At 47.4% G+C, this 19,515-nt stretch carries 13 protein-coding genes; 3 read left to right on the top strand and 10 right to left on the bottom strand.

The annotated features are described in order from the left end of the window. Window positions 1–56 precede the first annotated feature (56 nt). Window positions 57–4,661 carry a translocation/assembly module TamB domain-containing protein gene (locus HMPREF1536_RS06695; protein ID WP_028727165.1) on the bottom strand — a complete coding sequence of 1,535 codons (4,605 nt, stop codon included), beginning with the start codon at window positions 4,659–4,661 and terminating at the stop codon, window positions 57–59. Window positions 4,662–4,815: 154 nt separating this feature from the next. Between HMPREF1536_RS06695 and HMPREF1536_RS06690 the strand changes: the two genes are divergently transcribed. Next, window positions 4,816–5,601, top strand: a complete 786-nt coding sequence (locus HMPREF1536_RS06690; RefSeq protein WP_028727164.1) for an inositol monophosphatase family protein — start codon at window positions 4,816–4,818, stop codon at window positions 5,599–5,601. 23 nt (window positions 5,602–5,624) lie between these two features. Here the strand turns inward: HMPREF1536_RS06690 and HMPREF1536_RS06685 are convergent, their stop codons facing one another. Further along, window positions 5,625–6,368 carry a DUF5131 family protein gene (locus tag HMPREF1536_RS06685; RefSeq protein WP_044191828.1) on the bottom strand — a complete coding sequence of 248 codons (744 nt, stop codon included), beginning with the start codon at window positions 6,366–6,368 and terminating at the stop codon, window positions 5,625–5,627. A 38-nt stretch (window positions 6,369–6,406) separates the two neighbouring features. Beyond that, window positions 6,407–6,640: a YecH family metal-binding protein gene (locus HMPREF1536_RS06680; protein WP_028727162.1), complete on the bottom strand. Its 234-nt coding sequence runs from the start codon at window positions 6,638–6,640 to the stop codon at window positions 6,407–6,409. Between the two features lie 144 nt (window positions 6,641–6,784). Between HMPREF1536_RS06680 and HMPREF1536_RS06675 the strand changes: the two genes are divergently transcribed. Continuing rightward, window positions 6,785–7,834, top strand: a complete 1,050-nt coding sequence (locus HMPREF1536_RS06675) for a linear amide C-N hydrolase (RefSeq protein ID WP_028727161.1) — start codon at window positions 6,785–6,787, stop codon at window positions 7,832–7,834. A gap of 13 nt (window positions 7,835–7,847) precedes the next feature. Here the strand turns inward: HMPREF1536_RS06675 and HMPREF1536_RS06670 are convergent, their stop codons facing one another. From HMPREF1536_RS06670 to HMPREF1536_RS06660, 3 genes are all read right to left on the bottom strand, one after another. Next, window positions 7,848–8,357, bottom strand: coding sequence for an SRPBCC family protein (locus tag HMPREF1536_RS06670; protein ID WP_044191822.1), 510 nt, complete (start codon window positions 8,355–8,357; stop codon window positions 7,848–7,850). Between the two features lie 524 nt (window positions 8,358–8,881). Continuing rightward, the gene (locus HMPREF1536_RS06665; protein ID WP_028727159.1) at window positions 8,882–9,265 is read right to left on the bottom strand and encodes a DUF3037 domain-containing protein; all 384 of its coding nucleotides are present in this window, start codon (window positions 9,263–9,265) and stop codon (window positions 8,882–8,884) included. Further along, window positions 9,243–10,025 carry a HipA family kinase gene (locus HMPREF1536_RS06660; RefSeq protein ID WP_028727158.1) on the bottom strand — a complete coding sequence of 261 codons (783 nt, stop codon included), beginning with the start codon at window positions 10,023–10,025 and terminating at the stop codon, window positions 9,243–9,245. The genes HMPREF1536_RS06665 and HMPREF1536_RS06660 overlap by 23 nt, the downstream gene beginning before the upstream one ends. Before the next feature lie 141 nt (window positions 10,026–10,166). Between HMPREF1536_RS06660 and HMPREF1536_RS06655 the strand changes: the two genes are divergently transcribed. Continuing rightward, a complete protein-coding gene (locus tag HMPREF1536_RS06655; protein WP_028727157.1) occupies window positions 10,167–11,339 on the top strand; it encodes a low temperature requirement protein A in 1,173 nt (390 codons plus the stop codon). A 16-nt stretch (window positions 11,340–11,355) separates the two neighbouring features. On the opposite strand, the gene dprA is transcribed toward HMPREF1536_RS06655, so the two are convergent. The 4 genes from dprA to HMPREF1536_RS06635 all read right to left on the bottom strand — a co-directional run bounded on the left by dprA (window position 11,356) and on the right by HMPREF1536_RS06635 (window position 18,403). Continuing rightward, entirely contained in the window at window positions 11,356–12,468 is a 1,113-nt protein-coding gene (gene dprA, locus HMPREF1536_RS06650; protein WP_028727156.1) for a DNA-processing protein DprA, read from the bottom strand. A gap of 6 nt (window positions 12,469–12,474) precedes the next feature. Beyond that, window positions 12,475–12,885 (bottom strand): acyl-CoA thioesterase, encoded by a 411-nt coding sequence (locus HMPREF1536_RS06645; protein WP_028727155.1) that lies wholly within the window; start codon window positions 12,883–12,885, stop codon window positions 12,475–12,477. Then, entirely contained in the window at window positions 12,886–14,148 is a 1,263-nt protein-coding gene (locus HMPREF1536_RS06640) for a peptidase U32 family protein (RefSeq protein ID WP_028727154.1), read from the bottom strand. Window positions 14,149–14,476: 328 nt separating this feature from the next. Further along, window positions 14,477–18,403, bottom strand: coding sequence for a DUF6383 domain-containing protein (locus tag HMPREF1536_RS06635; RefSeq protein WP_028727153.1), 3,927 nt, complete (start codon window positions 18,401–18,403; stop codon window positions 14,477–14,479). Window positions 18,404–19,515 lie beyond the last annotated feature (1,112 nt).

The following is a 19,515-nucleotide window of genomic DNA, read 5'->3' as shown; positions in this document are numbered from 1 at the left end:
GTCCTGACATCTTTTGTCAGCACTCTCTGTCATTGTATTTGTCATCTTTCCTGTCATCATTCTTCTTCATTTACCGGTTTGGGTTTATTCTTCTTGAAATTGAACAGTTCGCGCAGGTGCAGCATCTTGCGGCGAAGCACGATACCGACGCCTGTCTCCGTGATCTCGCCTTCCAGCAGGCTCTCGTAGTTCTTATTGTGGAAAAGCTTCACGTAGCGCGTGCCGCTGGCATCCAGGCGGTACTCTACCGACACATTGTCGATGAAAGCCTGTGTCTGGTTGCTGCTGCTGGCATTTTCGCCGGTCGAGATACGGCCGCCCAGCACGATACGGATACGGTCGTTGTAGAAACGTTTGGCAAAGCTGAAGTTATAGTCGGTACGCCCACCGCCGTCGCCGCTGCCGTTTTCATCGTAGCTTTCCATACCGAAGGAGATATCCACCGTCTTCAGTGCACTTCCGGCAATGTTGCTGATCTCGCTGTTGAGGAAGCTGTTCAGGGCCGCCCCCATATTCATATTGCTTTTGCCGCTGCTGCTGCCCGACAGGTACATTCCGGTGATGATCATTCCGACAGCCAGTTTGGTACGCTCGTCTTCTCCCAGCGTGTTCAGTTGCGTCTGCATCGCCTGGTCTTCCGGGGCAGTCAGGACAAACTGGAGTGACAGGTTTTCCAACTGTTGTTTGAGCGCGATACCTACGTCGAAGCTGACCATGCGCGGATTCTGTCCGTCGGGTGTGGCATTGGTACGGAGACGTTCGGTTGCCGTCAGGTTCAGGTACGGATCCATCGGGTTGCCGCTCCATTGTACGTAACTGCCGTCTTGTATATTGAACTCTTTCAGCGGGATGATAGGCAAGGCGTATTTTACGATCCCCCCCGACAGGGTGTAGCGTCCGTTCAGGATCATTTCACCCTGCGGCGTGTATTGGAAAGAGAGGTCGCCGCCCCCTTCGAGTTCCACTTTACTGGAACGGTCGGGAGTGATGTCGGCATTCAGCCGTACGGATTGGTCGATACCGATCGTCAGCAACATATCCATACCGCCCAACGGTAGCGGTGCTTCTTGCCGGCGGCGGTTCACCAGTGTATCTTCGAAAGAGGTGAACGTAACCAGGTCTGACAAACGATCCTGTACCGTCAGCGGAGAGTCCTGCATGACATACGTCACATTCGTTCCCCCCAGCAATTGCAGGCTGCCGCGCATGATAAGCGCATCGAGCGGGCCTTTGACAGTAGACGCCAGGTTGACGAGCAGCTTGCCGTACACCAGGCTTTCCTTATTTCGTTTCACATCCAGCAGTTGCATGTTATCCGCTTTCAATTTCAGGTCGGCCATCATCCGCGAAGGATTATGGAAGTCGATTGTCCCGTCTATCACGAAGGGGTTCTTTCCGGCGGCATGGATATGGTATTCGTCGAATACGACCTGGTTGTCTTTTACCACGATCTTTTTATCGTCTACCCGGAAACTGGTTCCTACGGCTGTGACGAACATCGAGGTTGAGTCCATTTCGATATATCCGTTTACTTTCGGTTCTTTGCTGCTGCCTTTGATGGTCATATTCCCTTCCAGTACCCCACTCAGGCTCGCCATATTATCGGGGATGAAGGGGTTAACCATTTCGAGCGGCAGATGTGTCACGTCGAGCGTTCCGTCCAGATGGTCGGTCTTTCCCATCTTATAAAGCGCGGTTGCCGACAATACTTCTATCTGGTCGCGCAGGAAGTGTAAGTCCACCTGGTGGGTATTATCGGCCAGCGGCAGGTAAACGGTACTGAACATCAGTTCGCCTACCCGTCCCCCTTCATAGATCAGGTTGTCGATATTGGCATCGGCCACCACCATGAACGAACTGTCGGACGGGGCATATTGCAGGTCGGCACTCAGGACACCCTTCATGGAAGGTAGGTCGGCGAACCCTTTTGTCACCATATCCAGGTTGATCTGGCTGAGTTCGAGGTGCAACTCTTCCATCTTTTCCCCGGCAGGAAGCGAGTGTATCCACAGGGATGCATTCTCATCTCCCGACAGGCGGACGTTGGCTGCGATATCTTTCTCATTCTTATAAAGGATATAATTGTCCGGGTTCAGTTTGAACGGCCGGAAAGCCAGGATCGGGTTGTCGGGGAACAGATGCAGGTTGATGCCCTCTTGTACCTTATCCGCGCGTAAGCCGAGCTGGATGCCGGTGTCTCCCATCCCGTCGGTGTACAGGAGTTCGGCATCGGCGAACGTGCTTCTGATCTTTCCCTTCACACCAGCCGTGAAAGGTGCCTGCTGGCGGAATTTGGTCTTGATGACATCGGCGTTATACAACAACCCGAGCGAGTCCTGCCGGATAGCGAAACTGATCGTGTCGAGCCGGGTTGTGTCCTGCATCAGGTTGTAGATGCCTGCATCCATCCGGAAACCTTCTTCCGGTGAAGAAAATGCTTCCAGGCTCAGGTTGTTGAAAGAAATATTGGCCTGCTGCAAGATATTGTAGATCGGATTGTCCTTTCCGGCCGAGATAGCCAGATGCATATCCGGAAGCAACGGACGGAAAGCCGGGATGTTGATCATCGAGTCCTTTTCCAGTTGCCGGTTAAGGCCTTCCGATATCTTGTTGAATTTGTCGGTCATGGTCTCCAGGTCGGCATTCCCGGTCAGCGTAATACCCAGATCGCCGGCATGGAAGGAGACGCGGGTGGTGTCTGTCGTGCTCTCGGCGTGCAGGGTCAGGGTTTTGGGTTTATAGGTGCCGGTAGTTGTGGTCAGCTCCCAGTTACCCAGCGTGACATCGACCAGGTTGTTTTTCCCCATGTCGGTTTCCGCCTCGGCGAAGAGCTGGAAAGAGGTGGCCAGCGAGTCTTTCATCAGGTGCATACCGTAGAGGTCGAAGTTTTCGACATCGGCGATCAGCATCGCTTTGATCTCTTTTTTCAGCAGGGTGGCATTCAGCGTCATGTCCATTTTGGCCAACGGGTACTTGCTCAGCAGGTCGAACTTGGCGAAATTCTTTTCGAGCGAACCGGCCAGGCTGACATCCGATACACTGTAATTGCCATAGTGGATATCGGTGATCTTACCGTCCAGTTTGGCCCAGGTTGAAGCTGAGAAAGGATCGAAACCTTTTCCTTCCGCCCGGATAGAGGCTGTCAGCCCGTAGAGGGAATCGAGCGGCATAAAATGCAGGGGTTCCAGGCTGTCTACTTTCAGGTCGGCTTCATACGACTCTTTGGCCGGGTTGAAACGTCCGGTCAGCAATACTTTTCCTTTGTCTTCCCTTAGCTGGAGGTCGGCCTGGTATTCGTTGTTCTTCAGGGCGGCTTCCCCGGTCAGGGTGATGCCGGAAGGGATATTGAAACGTTTCCGCTCTGACTCCGGCAACATGGCCAGCACGAAGTCGAGGTTGCCTGTTTTCGCTTTCAGATCCAGTTTACCGGAACGGCGTACACTGTCGGTCAGCGACTTCATCGTCCCGCTTACGTCCATACGGAAAGCGCCCGGCAATTCTCCTTTCAGTTGGCGGAGAAGCAGGGATGATAGGTTACCTTCCACTCCGGCAGTCAATGAGATGGGCTGTTGCGGATAGGCTTTCTGAAAATCTTTGGGGAGTGCCCCGGCCGCTATCATCACATCCTCTTTCCCTACGGAAGCGGTAAGCAGCACCCGCATGTTCCCTTCCGGGCTTTCGGCAAATGAATTCCAGGGAACCGTAGCTAGCAGGCGCATCTCGGATGAAGGAGTTTTCAACAGGAGCTGCGGTACGTTGATTGTCGTGCTGTCGCTATGAAGGCTCCCGGTGAGGGAGGAGATTGTCAGTCCCGAACGGTCTTCGGCGGAGAGTTCGCGTATCCGTGCTTTTATGTCCCTTCCACTGTAGAAAAGGGAGTCGAGTGAGATCGTTACATTGCTCAGGGAGATATGCGAAGGGTCGAAGCCGTCTGTCGCAGCCTGGTTGTTGCCGTCGTACCCAAAGGTCGAACCGGTCAGCGTGAACAGGTCGGCTCCGTAGCGGGAAGTACCCAGGTCGACTACGCCGTCTTTCAGGCTGGCTTTATTTATGTAGGTTGTCAGGCGCAACGAGTCGGCAGGCATCTGCATGGCGAATGCTACCCGGTCGAGGTTTATCTTTTCGAGCTTCAGTATCCAGTTTACGGGTGTCGAGGTGGTGTCGGCTTGGGTGGTCGTGTCGTTCAGCAGCAGGGTGATCGCCGTATCCGACAGGTCGATCGTATTGAGGGTGACCTTCTCTTTTGCCAGGTTGATGCGGTCGGCCTTGGCATATAAACGTCCCAACACGCCCTTGATCTCCATCCCTTCGATAAAGGTACCGGTATTCACCTTTACCCCTTCGAGGTTGATGGCGTCTACCAAAACTTCTTGCTTTAATAAGGGGAGGGCTTGTACGTTTACGGTCAGGCTTTTCAATGTCAACAGCGTATCGGCGGGCGAAGCCAGCACCTCTACGCCCCGTACCGTCAGGTTAAGCGGGAAAGAGAGCCGTATCCGTTCTATTCCGATCTGCATTCCGGTGGCTTTACCGGCGTAATAAGCCGCTTTTTTCACGGCAAAATTCTGTACAGGCGGTATATATAATAGCACAGAGACCAACAATACCAATACTACAGGTATCAGACAGACGATCCCTATTCGTTTAATCCAAATCCTCATCTGTTTTTTATAGTGTATTCTTTTTATAATGATAACGGCTAAATACCTAGTTTTGTTTGAAAATTCATTAACAAAAATAAGAAAGATTTTCCATATACCCTTGCAATCCATAAAATTGCGTACGTTTGTCACGCTAAAAAGAAAGAATTGCAGCATGTTGAACTTAGAGAATCTTTGTACCGAGGTACAGCATATAGCCCGTAAAGCAGGGGCTTTCCTGAAAGAGGAACGACGTAAATTCGACCGGGGACGGGTGGAGGAAAAAAGTGCCCATAACTATGTGTCGTATGTCGATAAGGAGTCGGAGAAATGGCTGATCGCCCAGCTCTCCGCTTTACTTCCCGAAGCCGGTTTCATAGCAGAAGAAGGCAGCGGTAGCCTGACCGACGAGAATTATTGTTGGCTGGTCGATCCGCTCGATGGTACTTCCAATTATATTCACGACATAGCACCCTATTGCGTAAGTATTGCCCTGCGTAATAAAGAAGAGCTGTTGCTCGGTGTCGTGTATGAAGTATGCCGGGATGAATGTTATTACGCCTGGAAAGGCAGTAAGGCGTATCTGGACGGGAAGGAGATCCATGTATCGGATGTGTCCGATCTCGACAAAGCCTTTATCGACTTGGGATTTCCTTATAACTCGGATGCTTACCGTCCGGTAGCTCTCCACCTGGTCGACCGCCTGTATGGTTTTGCTGGAGGAACCCGCCTGATGGGAGCGGCAGCAGCAGAGATATGCTATATCGCGGCAGGAAGGTTCGAAGCCCGTATCGAAGCCTGGATCGGCCCGTGGGATGTGGCGGCCGGTGCTATGATCCTGATGCAGGCCGGAGGAAAAGTAACTGATTTCAGTGGCGGTGACAACTGGCAGACGGGCGACGAAGTGCTCGCCACAAACGGCGCCATGCATGAAACGCTGTTGCGCTTGATAAAAGAATAAAGCCGGCCGCCTGGCGGATATATCTATTTGAAATTTATGTTCGCCTTGCGGGCTTGCGAATGCTGGAACTGCCGCCTGATCGTGTAGGCTTCGCCGTCTTTGATGAATTTCGCGCCGGTTTGCTTGAACCAGAAAGCGACATTGCTTTCCACCGATACGTCATGCAGATCCATCACCCAGTCGAAATCACACGGGCGGGCCTCATAACCCGACTCGCCGCCTACAACCACCTGTTCCACCCATTCCCCGATATGGTAAGGGCGCAGGTCTATTTTTCCCAGCAACGGTTCGCAGATGAGTATCTTATGCCTGATCGGGGCCGCTTTGTAGATCGGCAGGCGGTAGTCGGCGCATTCCTGGTTCTCGATCGTGCAGCAGATGGTGACGTTTTCATAGCCTTCGCCCCAGTCGTCGGGGATACAGGCGGTGAAGCGGTCGATCCGCTTGGTGATCATCATAAACGAGAGGTCGCTCCGTTCGCGCATCATCTTCCACGCTTCCGGCCGCCATCCGTCGGCATCTTCTACAAAGAAGTCGGAAGTGAAGCAGGTATATACGAGCGTCCCGGAAGGGATTTTGTATTCCCCGTTGCGCTTCTTCTGGATGGGGAGATCGAAACTTTTCGTCTGCGTCACCACCGAACTGTCCACATCCCTTTTGGCGTCGCCGCGATAAACGTAGCAATGCTTGCATCCCTGGCTCAGCTTATGGCAACCATGCCATAAGTTCCACATCTTCGACTTTTTTACAATAGCGTTCGTCGGCATCTGAAAAATCAATATTTACCGCAAAGATAACACAATCTTTAATGATTGCAAACCTTTGTAATATCGACCGTAAAGCCGTCGTCCATAGGCATGAATTTCCCTTTCTCCTTCAGGAAAACGATCAGGTCGTCGACACTCATATATTCTGCCGAGCAGGCGTAAAAACGTTGTGTTTCACCGAACCGTTCGATAATTGCAGCCTTCAAAGAGGCTTCCGTGTAACTGTTTCCTTCCATCATGTGAAGGACTTCATGTGCATGTAACTGTTCCATAGTCTGATGATATAATTATTTCAAACAAAGATACAAGGTCTGTTACTCTTAAATTGTAACATTTGTGACACTTATCTTTTTTAAACAATACACTCGGCAAAACGTTTATAACTATATATACTATAAATAATTTATGATAAAGTTATGAGAGAGATGAATAAATGGGGAATAGCGTTGCTGGCAATCGCTGCAACCGCCCGGTTCAGCCCGTCGGAAGCCTGTACAAGAGTTGTCTACCAGGGAAAAGGTAATACGGTGCTGACCGGCCGGACGATGGACTGGAAAGAAGATACCCGCAGTAACCTCTGGATATTTCCACGGGGCATGCAGCGCAACGGTGAAATAGGCAAGAATCCGCTGGAGTGGACTTCGAAATATGGAAGCGTAATAACATCCGCCTACGATATTTGCAGTACGGACGGAATGAATGAAAAAGGGCTGGTAGCCAACCTACTCTGGCTGGCCGAGTCGGAATACCCGCAGTGGGACGGTAAGAAGCCGGGACTTTCCATTGCGGCCTGGGTTCAGTATATGCTGGATAATTTTGCTACGGTGGATGAGGCGGTGGCCTTTACCGAAAAAGGCACGTTCGAAGTGGTGTCCGACATGATGCCCGACGGTACGCGCCTGGCAACGTTGCACCTGTCTATCTCCGACGCGGATGGGGATAATGCTATCTTCGAATATGTGAACGGTAAATTGAATATCCATCATAGCAAGTCGTACCAGGTGATGACCAACTCGCCGGTATTTGATCAGCAACTGGCGTTAGACGATTACTGGAAGAACATCGGCGGAACCACTTTCCTTCCCGGAACCAACCGGGCTGCTGACCGTTTCGTAAGGGCTTCCTTCTATATCAATGCCATCCCGAAGGTAGACGATACGCGGGTAGCGGTGGCCAGTGTTTTCAGTGTGATCCGCAACACTTCCGTCCCGCTGGGCATTACGACACCCGACCAGCCGAATATCTCGTCGACAAGATGGAGAACGCTTTCCGACCAGAAGAATAAGGTTTATTATTATGAGTCGACCATTTATCCCAATGTGTTCTGGGTGGATTTCAAAGAGGTGGATTTCTCGGCGGGTGCACCTGTCAGGATGCTGGATCTGGTAAGCGGTAAAACATATGCAGGCAATACAGCCGGGCAGTTTGTATCGACCAAACCATTTAAGTTTCTGGGAGTCCATTAAAGGCTCCCTTTTTTCATGCGAGGTCTTCGCTCAGCTTCACCCGTAAGTCATTTTGATAGTTGTCCATAAACTTCTCGATGTCGAAGAACAGGTAAGAGAGGACTTTCAGGAAAGGGTTTTTCATCCGGATAGTTTCCGTAGAAGTAAAATGGGTTCCGCCTGTGCTTGTTTCCTGCAGTTCGCCTTTCCAGTGTCCGGTAAAGCCGTTTCCTTTGATGATATCGAATTCGTAAAGTGAGAAAGGTTCTTTGCGGGCGGTTTTGAAACGGACAACAGAACCGTTTTTGGCTATCTCATCCCATACTTCTATACCGTCCAGGCTTTCAATGATAATGATTTCTTTCAGGTCGCTGCGGTAGCCGTAGTCGGTGTTGTTGATAAGTACATTATATACTTTTTCGGGTGATGCGTTGTAGAAGCATTGCCGGGAGCCGATCCTCTTGCCGGGTAGCAGAAGGCCGGTTATAAGTACTAATGTAATAATTCCCACCACAACAATAAGAAAGTAAATCAACATAGCCATCTTTTTATATTTTATTCGTCGCATAAAGTAATGTATACAAATGGTGTATCTTTTAGGTTCACCGCTTCGTTTTCAAGCGGTCACTAAATAATGTCTAAATATCTGTATATCTGATTGTTTGCAAAAGTAGCTAATTTAAATCAATATAGAAAAATTCTTTTGTTTATTTGGTGTGACGGTGGGAAGGAATGACAAAGAAAAGGCTGCATTTGCACCGAAGAATTATTGTGTCTGAAAAGGAAATAACAAACGAAAGGTCTATAAACAATTAAAGCCTGTCTCACGACAAGCCCTAACCAACTTTGTTAACCTTAAATCTAATACTATTATGAAAAAACCACAGTACAAAGATACGGTTGCAAAGAGGTTTTGTCAAGCTTTTTCAGGCCAATATTTGTTAAGTTTGAAGGGTTGCATCGTCAAAAAGTGTTAGTGAAGATAAAACTTTATACAATACAGGTAAAAACTGCTAAATTTAACACTTTCGAGAGCCTTTTCTGTGGTGAAAAAGCCTGCTTCTCCGGCTATAATACTAACTCCGAAAATAACTTCTCGAATGTCGTATCCAGATCATCCGAGAAGCCCGGATGCGGACGGGATGTCTGTATGGAAGAACTGCGTACAGCCGTCAGCCAGCGGAATCGTTCGGGAATGTCCATCGCCGCGATAGGGCCGGCTCCTTTGGCACCGGAGCAGATGTGGTCGAATACTTTCAGGCTGGCATACAACGAATCCATATCCAGCTCGGAAGAGAACAGCCGGATTTTTCTTTCGTCTACCCGGTAACGCGCTTTTATATATTTAGCCCGTTTGGAGAACAGGATAATGCCTACGTTGATAAACTCCTCACGTTCCACCCGGGGAACAAAGCGGATAACGGCATATTCATATAAGTGCTTTCCTTGCATCTTGCGCTTCTTTTATAAATGTTTCGGAATGGGCGATCCTCTCGGTTAAGAATTCCATGTATATCTCCTTTATCTCCTGCGGCGTGCCGGGGCTGTCGCTCCACTGCAACCAGTCTTCCGGGATCAGTTCGACGATCTCACGAATCTTTTCCGGAGATAGCAGGCGTTTGAATTCGACGTCTACCTCCGGTAGCAGGGAAGCTTCGGGAAGCAAAGCGTGATCCTTGATCTGGATGAACGGGCTTAAAGCATGCTTACGCCAGTTCGACCATGAGTAATGGAAAAAGAGTGAGGCACCGTGGTCGATCAGCCATAATTCTTTGTGCCACATCAGCATATTGGTGTTGCGTACGGTGCGGTCTACGTTGGTCAGCAGGGCGTCGAGCCAGACGATCTGCGAAGCCAGCCTGTCTCCGGCTTTATTCACAACCGGGTCATAGGTCAGTGCGCCCGACAGGAAATGCAGTCCGAGGTTCAGTCCGCGACTGGCCTGCAGCAGGTCTTGTATCTCTTCGTCGCCTTCGGTACGGCCGAAAGCCTCGTCGAGGTTCAGGAAGACCAGTTCGGGTACACGGAAGCCTAACGTGCGTGCTATTTCACCACCCACCAGTTCGGCAATCAATGCTTTCGTACCATGTCCGGCTCCCCTGAATTTAACTACATACTTATATCCGTCGTCGGCTTCCGCCAGCGCCGGCAACGAACCGCCTTCGCGTAAAGGCATAATATATCTGACTACATTCGCTGTTCGCAATTCCATATTCAAATGCTTTTGACAAAGATAAAGATAGTTCCCGTTCACACAAAAAGAAACAACTAACATCTCTTAAACAAAATAAACGGGCGCTTGTTCTAATTCCATAGGGTTATCGGATTATACAGGCTATAAAATCGTTGGCGTATGTCGCATTCTTCACATCATTTACTGAGAAGCCGGGAGGAAGAGCGGGCTTCTGTTTCTTATTCGGAACTGTTGTTCGACTTGATTTATGTCTTTGCGGTCACGCAGTTATCGCATTACCTGCTTCATCATCTGGACTGGCTGGGTTATCTGCAGGAGATTATCCTGTGGTTTGCCGTCTGGCTGGCCTGGCAGCATACCACCTGGGTAACGAACTGGTTCAATCCCGAAACACGTTCTATCCGGTTGCTCCTGTTTGTCCTTATGCTGATCGGGCTGGTGATGGCTTCTTCCATTCCCGAAGCGTATACAAGCCGGGGGGTGGTTTTTGCCGCGTGTTACGTGGCTATCCAGTTGGGGCGGACGCTTGTGATTGTTTTCCTGTTGGATAAAAAACATCATCTTTCCCCCAACTTCAAACGTATATTGGGATGGTTTTGTATCTCCGCCATATTCTGGATTGCGGGAGCGTTCAGCGAGGGATATATGCGTGTCCTGTTGTGGCTGGTGGCCGTTTTGTGCGATTACACTTCGCCGATGTTCGGCTTTTATTTGCCGGGGCTCGGACGATCCGTTTCCAGTAAGGAATGGACGATTGAAGGGCAACATCTGGCAGAGAGAAGCCAGCTGTTCGTTATCATCGCTTTTGGTGAAACGATCATGATGACGGGCGCTTCACTCAGCGATTTCGAGGTGTGGGACGCGACGATTATCTATGCGGTAATAATCTCTTTCACCAACAGCCTGGCAATGTGGTGGATTTATTTTGATGTCAGCAGCGAGGCGGGAAGCCGGAAGATCAAAAAGATATCGAACCCCGGCCTGCTCGGACTGAAATATCATTCGATCCATGTCGTGCTGGTCGGGGCACTGATCATTTGTGCGGTAGGGGATGAGTTGGTCGTAAACCATCCGTTGGGTGAAATGACGACGGGCGGTATCTTCGCTATGGTGGGCGGCCCGATCATTTATCTGATGAGTAACAGTGTGTATAAGTGGATCACCTGCCGGATGATTGCCTGGTCGCATGTGATCGCCGTTATCGTGCTTGCGTTTATCATTCCGTTTGCACGCTTCTTTAATCCGCTTCAGTTGAATGCGATAACTGCGCTGGTATTTATTGCTGTTGTTGTTTACGAAACAGTTCAGGCAAGGAGTGTGCCGGAAAGTTGACACACCCCGTTCTCTGTTAAACCAGTTTATAGATATTTCCCGGCAAAGTCCGGATCCGTCCGTTCATCTCCAGCTCGAACAGAAGGGGGAATAGTTCGCGGACAGGCTGATCGAGCGACTTTGCCAGCTGGTCGATGTGCATTTCGCCTTTTTCCTGGAGAAGTGTCGTGATAGCTCCTGTTCGGCTGTCCTCTTCTCCGAAGAACAGTTCGGACTGGACAGGGGCAGGCGCGGCTTTCTTCTCCACATCCCAGCAAAGCGCGGAGATCAGATCGGCGGCAGAAGTGATCAGGCCGGCCTTGTTCTGCCGGATCAGGGCATTACATCCTTTGGAGTGAATATCGTTTACCCGTCCCGGAAAAGCATATACATCCCGTCCGTAAGAGAACGCTATATCAGCTGTGATCAGCGAACCGCCTTTCTCGGCCGACTCGACTACAAGCGTAGCATCAGCCAGTCCGGCAACGATCCGGTTGCGCTTGACGAAGTTCGGTTTATCAGGTTCCGTGCCGCTGGGGAAGTCGGACAACAATCCGCCCTGTTGCAGCATTTCTACGGCAGTGGAGCGATGAGCCGGGGGATAAATCCGGTCGAGACCATGCGCCAGTACGCCGATAGTAGGCAATCCGGCTTTGAGTGCGCTACGGTGGGCACAGACATCGATGCCGTAAGCCAGTCCGCTTACAACCAGCAGATCAGGGAAGGAAGCCGACAACGTTTGTATCAGTTCCTCTGTCACCGCCCTGCCATATTCCGTTGCGTGGCGTGTTCCTACAATACTGATGATGCGGGACGTATTCAGGTCTGCCGTACCTTTATAATAGAAGAGTATCGGAGCATCCGTACATTCCCTGAGGCGTTTGGGATAGGTTTCCTCTGTCAGGAAATAACAGGTGATATGGTTCTTTTCAACGAAGGCTAACTCTTTCTCTGCCTGCAGAAGGACTTCCGGGCGTTTGATCTCGGCGGCCGTCAGGCTTCCGATACCCGGAATCTTCTCCAAGTTCTGTCTTTTTTCCGTAAAGACGGCTTCTGCGTCACCCATCGACTGCAAAAGCTGACGGGCCAGGATATCTCCGACACCGTTTATCATAGTTAGGCCGATTTGGTAAATTCGTTTGTCTGTCATATTATATCATAACTTGTTCTTTATCCTTTCCAGCATCGCATCGAAGTATTCACCCCGGGTCAGTTTCCCGTCCTGCACGACGACCGATTCCACTTTCCCTTTGGTTGCCAGTGCACCGTCGGAAGCTCTGTAAATATCCTGTTCAAAGACCAGTTTCACGCCTTTCTTATAGACATTCAGGCAGGAGATATAACTGTCGCCGCTTTTCAGGGAAGTCTTGAAATCGATATCTACATGAGATACGAACCCGTCGACCCCTTTATCATGCATCGCACCGAAGTTTTCCCCCAGCGACTCAAGGAACTCATGACGGGTATGTTCCATATAATGCTGATAGTTGGCGTTGTTCACGACTCCCTGCAGGTCGCATTCGTAGTCGCGTACCTTGTCTGTCAGTTTAAAGATATACTCTTTCATTTATTTCAGTTCTTTGTTGTTATTATTCTCGGATACCATTTTGTAGAGGCGGTCGGAAGGGCGTACCTTCTCGGTCACTTTAAAAGAGAAACGTTCGCCTTTGACTGTTTCTTCCACCGGTTTCAGGTCTACGCGTATCTCGTCGATCGTCTGCATAACGGCACCTGTTGTCGGGCCGGTGATCAGGATCTCGTCGCCCACCTTCAAGGTACCCGACTCCATTTCGAACTCCGCAACACCGATGCCACTGAAATATTTAATGCCCTTTGCCACATACACCTTCTTCTTGGTCGAGCCGGAACCGTATTTGCTGCTCCATTCGCCCAGACGCTGTCCCAGGTAATAACCATCCCAGAAGCCACGGTTGAAGACGCTTTTCAGACGTTCGTCCCATACGGCGATCTTCTCTTCATCGTACGTGCCGTTGCAATAGGCTTTGACTGCTTCTTTATAACATTCGGTGACGATGCGTACATACTCGGGGCCGCGGGCACGACCTTCTATCTTGAATACACGGACACCGGCATCCATCATCTTATTCATGAAATGGATCGTCTTCAGGTCTTTAGGAGACATGATGTACTGGTTTTCGATATCCAGTTCGATATTGCTGTCCTTGTCTTTCACCGTATAGCCACGGCGGCAGATCTGCATGCAAGCACCCCGGTTGGCCGACGCATTCATCTCATGCAGGCTCAGATAGCATTTACCGGAGACGGCCATGCACAAAGCCCCGTGGGCAAACATTTCGATACGGATCAGTTCGCCACGTGGCCCAACAATCTGTTGTTCGACAATCTGCTGATAGATTTCGGAAACCTGCTTGAGGTTCAGTTCGCGTGCCAGCACAACGACATCGGCAAACTGGGCGTAAAACTTCAGCGCTTCTACATTCGATATATTCAGCTGTGTGGAGAGGTGCACTTCCTGTCCGATACGGTTTGCATAGCTCATGGCGGCCACATCGGCTGCGATGATAGCGGATACTTCGGCGTCTTTTGCAGCATCGATGATCTCGCGCATCAACGCCAGGTCTTCCCCGTAGATAACGGTGTTGACAGTCAGATAGCTTTTGATCCCATGTTCTTTGCAGATGGAAACGATCTTACGCAGGTCGTCGGTCGTGAAATTATTGGAAGAGCGCGAACGCATATTCAGTCCTTCAATGCCGAAATAGATGGAGTCGGCACCACCCTGTATAGCTGCCATCAGCGATTCGTATGAACCGACCGGAGCCATTATTTCAAATTCTTTTTCGTTCAAAGCTGTTTGGTTTTAAATTAGAAACCACAAAGATAGGGGTTTCTTCTTATATTTCCTGAATAAACACCGTTAACTTTTAGTACCTTATCTCAACAGACCTGCACACGATTGTCGTATACAACGGAGCCCCGACGGACGAATCCACCGGGGCTTGCTTGTTGTCTGTTTTCGCTCTTCACAAAGGTAGAACAGAAAGAACTTTATTTCACTATTTTAATATTAATACTGACCACTTGTTCGCCCTCACGGGGTAATTGGTTGGGGGCGGTTCGCGAACCGCCCTTGCCACGCAGCCTAATTTAAAATTATTGATTATAAAAAGTTTCTATTATTTTACGATTGCCTTTACAGCTGCTTCACCTTCTACGGCTACTACTACGATACCTGCAGGAGCAGCGATGGTAGCGTTGTCGGAAGAAAGAACTGTGTTGGCGATTGTCTGGCCAAGAACGTTGCTGATAGTAACTTTCTTACCGGCTGCACCGTTGATAACAACTTTACCTTCCTGAGCGATTACGCTGATAGAAGAAGCTGTGATATCTTCGTTAGCAACAGGGTTGCCTTCGTAGTTTTCTTCGATACCGAATACGTCACCGTTTTCGAAGTCTTCTGTTACAACCAATGCACCGTTGATCCATCTCAGGTAACCTTCGTTAGATACATGAAGATCATCAGCATCTGTTTCAGGAGCATATTCTTTAAACTGAGTCTGAATCTTGAATGTCTTAGCATCAGCATCAACATAACGGAAGGCAAACTTAGCTACATTGAAGTCCGGAGTATCCATAGCCAACTTAACAACTTCACCACCCTGACGAGTTACATATAATGTATCATCTGCATGGATACCTTCTACGAACGACAGTTTTGCACGTTTGTCGGCACCTACTTCAACTTCGTCAATATACGGGTTGTTATGGATATGTTCTTCACCATACACATTAGCTGTATCGATCAGGTTGATCAGGAAGCGACCATAAACTGCTCTGTGTTCTTTTGCGTCAGCACAAGGGCCATTATGTTCTTTTCTCCATTCGTCTGTATTATGTTCCGGGTTGTACGGGCAATAGTAAGACTTTTCAGGATCTACATTTACAGCCAGTAAGTACTGGTAGCAAGTGTTCAATTCACCGTTAGCATCTACGCGGTTGATATAAGCAGTATCTGCAAAGATAGCCGGGTTTACTTTGAACTGATTAACGTTATCGATATTCAGGAAGCTCAACGTATCTTTCTCTACAACAGACTTCCTATCCAGTTTTTCGAAAACAACCTGTGAGTTGTTTTCGTCACGGAACAATTTGATTGTATCACCCCAAGCCATAGCAATTTTATGGTATTCAGGAGCATCTGCTTTTTCAACAACCATCAGAGAGTTTGCATTCTGATCGTAAGTTGCTACGCGAGAGATAACACCCTTGTTGGCACTGTTGCCTCCCAATACTTTCTCTGCACCCAGAGCATCAGTATCGTGAGCTTTATCCATGCTAAGTTCAACGAAGTTGTAAGTATTATCAGGTTTCATCTTCAAAGCGAACTTGATAACTTCATCACTATTCACATCGCTGTTTTCCTTGTAATCTTCATTACAGTAATAGAATTCAAAACCTTTACCTTCTTTGTAAGAAACTAATTCTCTGTTAGAAGCGTTCTGGAATGCATACGGAAGAATGAACAAAGTATCTTTTACTACATCTTTATTCTTTGCATCAGTTACAATCTTACCATCTATCAGTGTAGCGAATACCAAAGGAACTTTTACAGTATCAACTAATGTATATTTACCATCTTCATCTGCTTTTGTAGCCAAACGCAGGTTCCACTTCTGAGCTTTTTCTTTTTCAGCTGTCATACCGATCTGGTGACTTGCCTTTTCAGTATGGTTTTCTACGAAGTAAGCATGATTGTTACCTTCTACAGCGTGATACTGACCCAGATAGTAGTTTACATTTCTCAACGCATTCGGAGTAGACTGCATGTAACCGTCGAAGTTAGTTGTCTTGTTCAATGCTGTTGTAGTCAGAGTTACTAAATCTGATGTGATATTAGCAGATCCATTACCACCTTCAACAGTCATAATAAACTTATTACCTACTTCACGCAACTGAACACCCGTAAGTGTCTTAGATGCATTTTCACGGTTTGTCAACGTAAATTTGTTATTATCCTTATCAGCAGCAGTTACAGCCCACTGTGCTTCAGGCAATGTAGCTCTTGTACCTGTGATGAAATCAGCTTCTACTGTAGTGTTTTCAGTAATAGCTAACATACCGCCTAACTTATATTCTTCACCTGCAGCTACTGCATTTGCTTTTGTATCAGCATAAGAGAAGCTCAGATACTGGCCTAACAACTTCTTAACATCGTAGATGTTGCTTCCTTCCAATTTGATGTACGGGAGTGTAGTATCCTCGTCCACAGCCTTATTAACAGTCAGATAATATTTATCAGAAGCCTTGAAGATATACAGAGAGCCTAAACCACCCACTTTTACTTCTTCAATCAAAGCTGGATCTCCAAGTGAATAAATAAATTGGAAACCTGTTTCGTAATTAGTACCATTCTTGCTAAGTTCTGTTGGTGTAATCCAAACGAACTCACCTACAATAGGAGAAGTAGAGTCGAATGTCTTTGTTATATCCAATGCAAGAAGTTTAGCACCCTTAGCTTGTGTATTATTGTTATCCCACAATTCTACAGTTGTTTCACCTATATTTGTAGCGTTAGTAGCTTTCGGATACATTGTCTTGCCGAATACATCGATATCTTCGATCGTTTCTTTACCATCTTTGCTGACTTTGACAGTCATTTCAAAGCCCGGGCTGTAGATACCGTTCAACTGTGCCTGTGTCTTAGCTAACTGGAATGCATTGTAGAAACCGAAAACGGCAGGAGTATTACCTAAATTTCCATCTATACCAATAAACTGTGTACCATTACCCAAAGTAATACCTTGTTTAGAGTAAACAGCATTTGCTAGATGTTCTTCAAAAGCTACATAATTCTTATCTCCATTCTTTGCCAAGCTGGTGAAAGTATAGTATGCTTTTCCTGCAAGTGTTTTAGAAGAAACATTCCACAAATACTTTTCATATTCTTTCGGGTCTCCGTTTGTAAGCGCAGCGGTCAATTCAATATCAGTTTCATAAGTGTTAGACGCACCTGCTTTCAGATATTTAGTCGTAGCACCTTCCTGCAAAGAGATAACAACATAACCGGAAGGAGCATTCAATATTTGCAACTTACCTGCTACAACATTTGAACCACCTGCGATAGTTACTTCAGCTTTCGCCTGGGTGTTTGCCAATACAGCAGAAGCGTACATGGTCGGAGTTGTCAAACTTACCGGTGTTCCACTATTATTTGCTGTAATTGCATTGCCTTCAATCGCGAAAGAGGTAGCATTAGCACTTTCTACCAATGTATACGCAAGAGATCTAGTTACTGATCCGACTTTCAAATACTTAGCTTTTGCCTTTGCATCCGCATTTTCAGCAGCAACAGAAACTAACTTACCATTTTCCCATCTCCAGGATGCTTTAACAGCTTCTCCGGCTTTCGGTGCAGCAGTCATATCAGTCTTAACATCGCTACCACTTACATAAATATAGTTTCCATCAATCTGGAAATATACAGGAGCTGCGAAGTTAGGAGCTGCTACGTCACCCGTAAATATCAACTTACCCTGATCATCTACATTCAAGTCGAAACCGGGGACATTGGAATCGGCGGCGTAAACAGCTAAATCAATAGCTGTTGCATTACCTGCAGTAGCGTCACAATCCAAGGTGGCACCTAATTTCAAATAGGTATTTGCATTCACCTTGGTATTAGTTCCAACCTGTTCTTTTACTTGAAAATAATTCTTTTCACTGTCTGTAGCCCAAGTAAAAAGAACTTTTACATTGCTTCCTGATTCATCGCCCAATATAGGAGCTGTGTTAGCATCATTTGCAGCAACCACATAATTACTTCCTGCTTTCAAATAAAAACCATCAGCTGCATTACCTGACGTCTTGTACTCAATAGTCCACACAGAAGATGTTGCATCTGGCGTTAATGCGCCATAAGTCAATGTAGTCCCACTATAAGTAAGAGCATTCGTAAAACCTGCATCTTCTGCAGTAATTCCGCTTCCGACTAAATAAGACTGAGCATCAATGGGAGTCTCAACCTTCACCACCTTTGCATCCATCGTAGTCCAAGCACCGGCTGCCAGAAGGACAGCCACAAGTGTAGAAAACTTTTTGTTCATAATCTTAAAAAATTAATTGTTTATAAATAGGGATTAAAAATCCAACAACTAATTTTACGAAGGGTGAGAACACCCCCGCGAATGATTATGAACGGGCATAAAAAAACGCGAGCGTGTTGTCTATTATTAACTCAAAGGCTCTGGTAAGCCCGTACACCAATAATAGAACAACAGCCCGCGCCTATACGATATAATAACAATCCACCCATAAAAATGGTGGATGAACTTATACGTAATAAGCGCAAGCATTTACTGTCCATTATTCCGGTGTACTAAAAATTTACCAGATTTTTGAGTTGGAATAATCTTCGTAAAATGCTTACAATATGTAATTGAAACCGTGTATCGCGAGCCGCTGCCCGCTACGGAATCGTTGCAAAGGTAAAGAGGTTTTCCGAATCAACAAGGGAAAACACCCATAATTTTCCGAAATAGGAGTATTATCGGACGAAACAACACGATTTATGCAACGTATTACCCGGTTTGGCGAATAAACACCAACCAGCCCAAGAGGCGTAAGCCGTCAACGAGACGGCATTGAACTTACAGCCATTCGCATCCGGAAGGATTGTTGACTGGTAAGTTACTGGTCTTTAGAAGATAAAAATGCCATATATTATGATACTGTTGTGTCATAACATATGGTACTCTAGTATCATAATATATGATAATTCAGTATCACAATATATGATACAGTAATAAGCATATTACCAATCCGGGTTGATCTGTCTTGTCCTGAAATAGGTTGTCATTGAAATACTTACTCCTTGTTCTCAAAACCTCCATATCAACCTATTTTACACCTGTGTCTCGACGATGCTCACATCCGAGCTTTGAGAGCGTCAAGAGCCGGATATAAAGCGATATTTGTTATTATATATCTGATAATTAGATATATACCACATATAAAAAGACCGGCATGTATCCGGTTTCAGGACGAGACAGTGATAGTAGGGTGATAGATGAGTGATAGTTAAAATCGGCAACTATCACTGTTGCAAGCCTTGATTATAACGATATTAAATGGATTAGTGATAGTATGATAGTTGTTTCTCTAAATATACTTAGTAAGTATTGTTGGCTCAGTTCTTGCCAGTTTTGAATGTTTCAGT

Source organism: Parabacteroides gordonii MS-1 = DSM 23371 (assembly GCF_000969825.1).
Lineage (GTDB): Bacteria > Bacteroidota > Bacteroidia > Bacteroidales > Tannerellaceae > Parabacteroides > Parabacteroides gordonii.
Note: the sequence above shows the minus strand (reverse complement) of the source record. Positions and strands in the feature narration are given on the sequence as shown.

Bases quoted from the DNA above. Each gene is read 5' to 3' on its own strand.
- HMPREF1536_RS06635 (WP_028727153.1), bottom strand. From the start codon at position 18,403: ATGAACAAAAAGTTTTCTACACTTGTGGCTGTCCTTCTGGCAGCCGGT.
- HMPREF1536_RS06645 (WP_028727155.1), bottom strand. From the start codon at position 12,885: ATGAAAGAGTATATCTTTAAACTGACAGACAAGGTACGCGACTACGAA.
- HMPREF1536_RS06665 (WP_028727159.1), bottom strand. From the start codon at position 9,265: ATGCAAGGAAAGCACTTATATGAATATGCCGTTATCCGCTTTGTTCCC.
- HMPREF1536_RS06695 (WP_028727165.1), bottom strand. From the start codon at position 4,661: ATGAGGATTTGGATTAAACGAATAGGGATCGTCTGTCTGATACCTGTA.
- dprA (WP_028727156.1), bottom strand. From the start codon at position 12,468: ATGACAGACAAACGAATTTACCAAATCGGCCTAACTATGATAAACGGT.
- HMPREF1536_RS06690 (WP_028727164.1), top strand. From the start codon at position 4,816: ATGTTGAACTTAGAGAATCTTTGTACCGAGGTACAGCATATAGCCCGT.
- HMPREF1536_RS06685 (WP_044191828.1), bottom strand. From the start codon at position 6,368: ATGCCGACGAACGCTATTGTAAAAAAGTCGAAGATGTGGAACTTATGG.
- HMPREF1536_RS06675 (WP_028727161.1), top strand. From the start codon at position 6,785: ATGAGAGAGATGAATAAATGGGGAATAGCGTTGCTGGCAATCGCTGCA.
- HMPREF1536_RS06670 (WP_044191822.1), bottom strand. From the start codon at position 8,357: ATGGCTATGTTGATTTACTTTCTTATTGTTGTGGTGGGAATTATTACA.
- HMPREF1536_RS06660 (WP_028727158.1), bottom strand. From the start codon at position 10,025: ATGGAATTGCGAACAGCGAATGTAGTCAGATATATTATGCCTTTACGC.
- HMPREF1536_RS06655 (WP_028727157.1), top strand. From the start codon at position 10,167: ATGTCGCATTCTTCACATCATTTACTGAGAAGCCGGGAGGAAGAGCGG.
- HMPREF1536_RS06680 (WP_028727162.1), bottom strand. From the start codon at position 6,640: ATGGAACAGTTACATGCACATGAAGTCCTTCACATGATGGAAGGAAAC.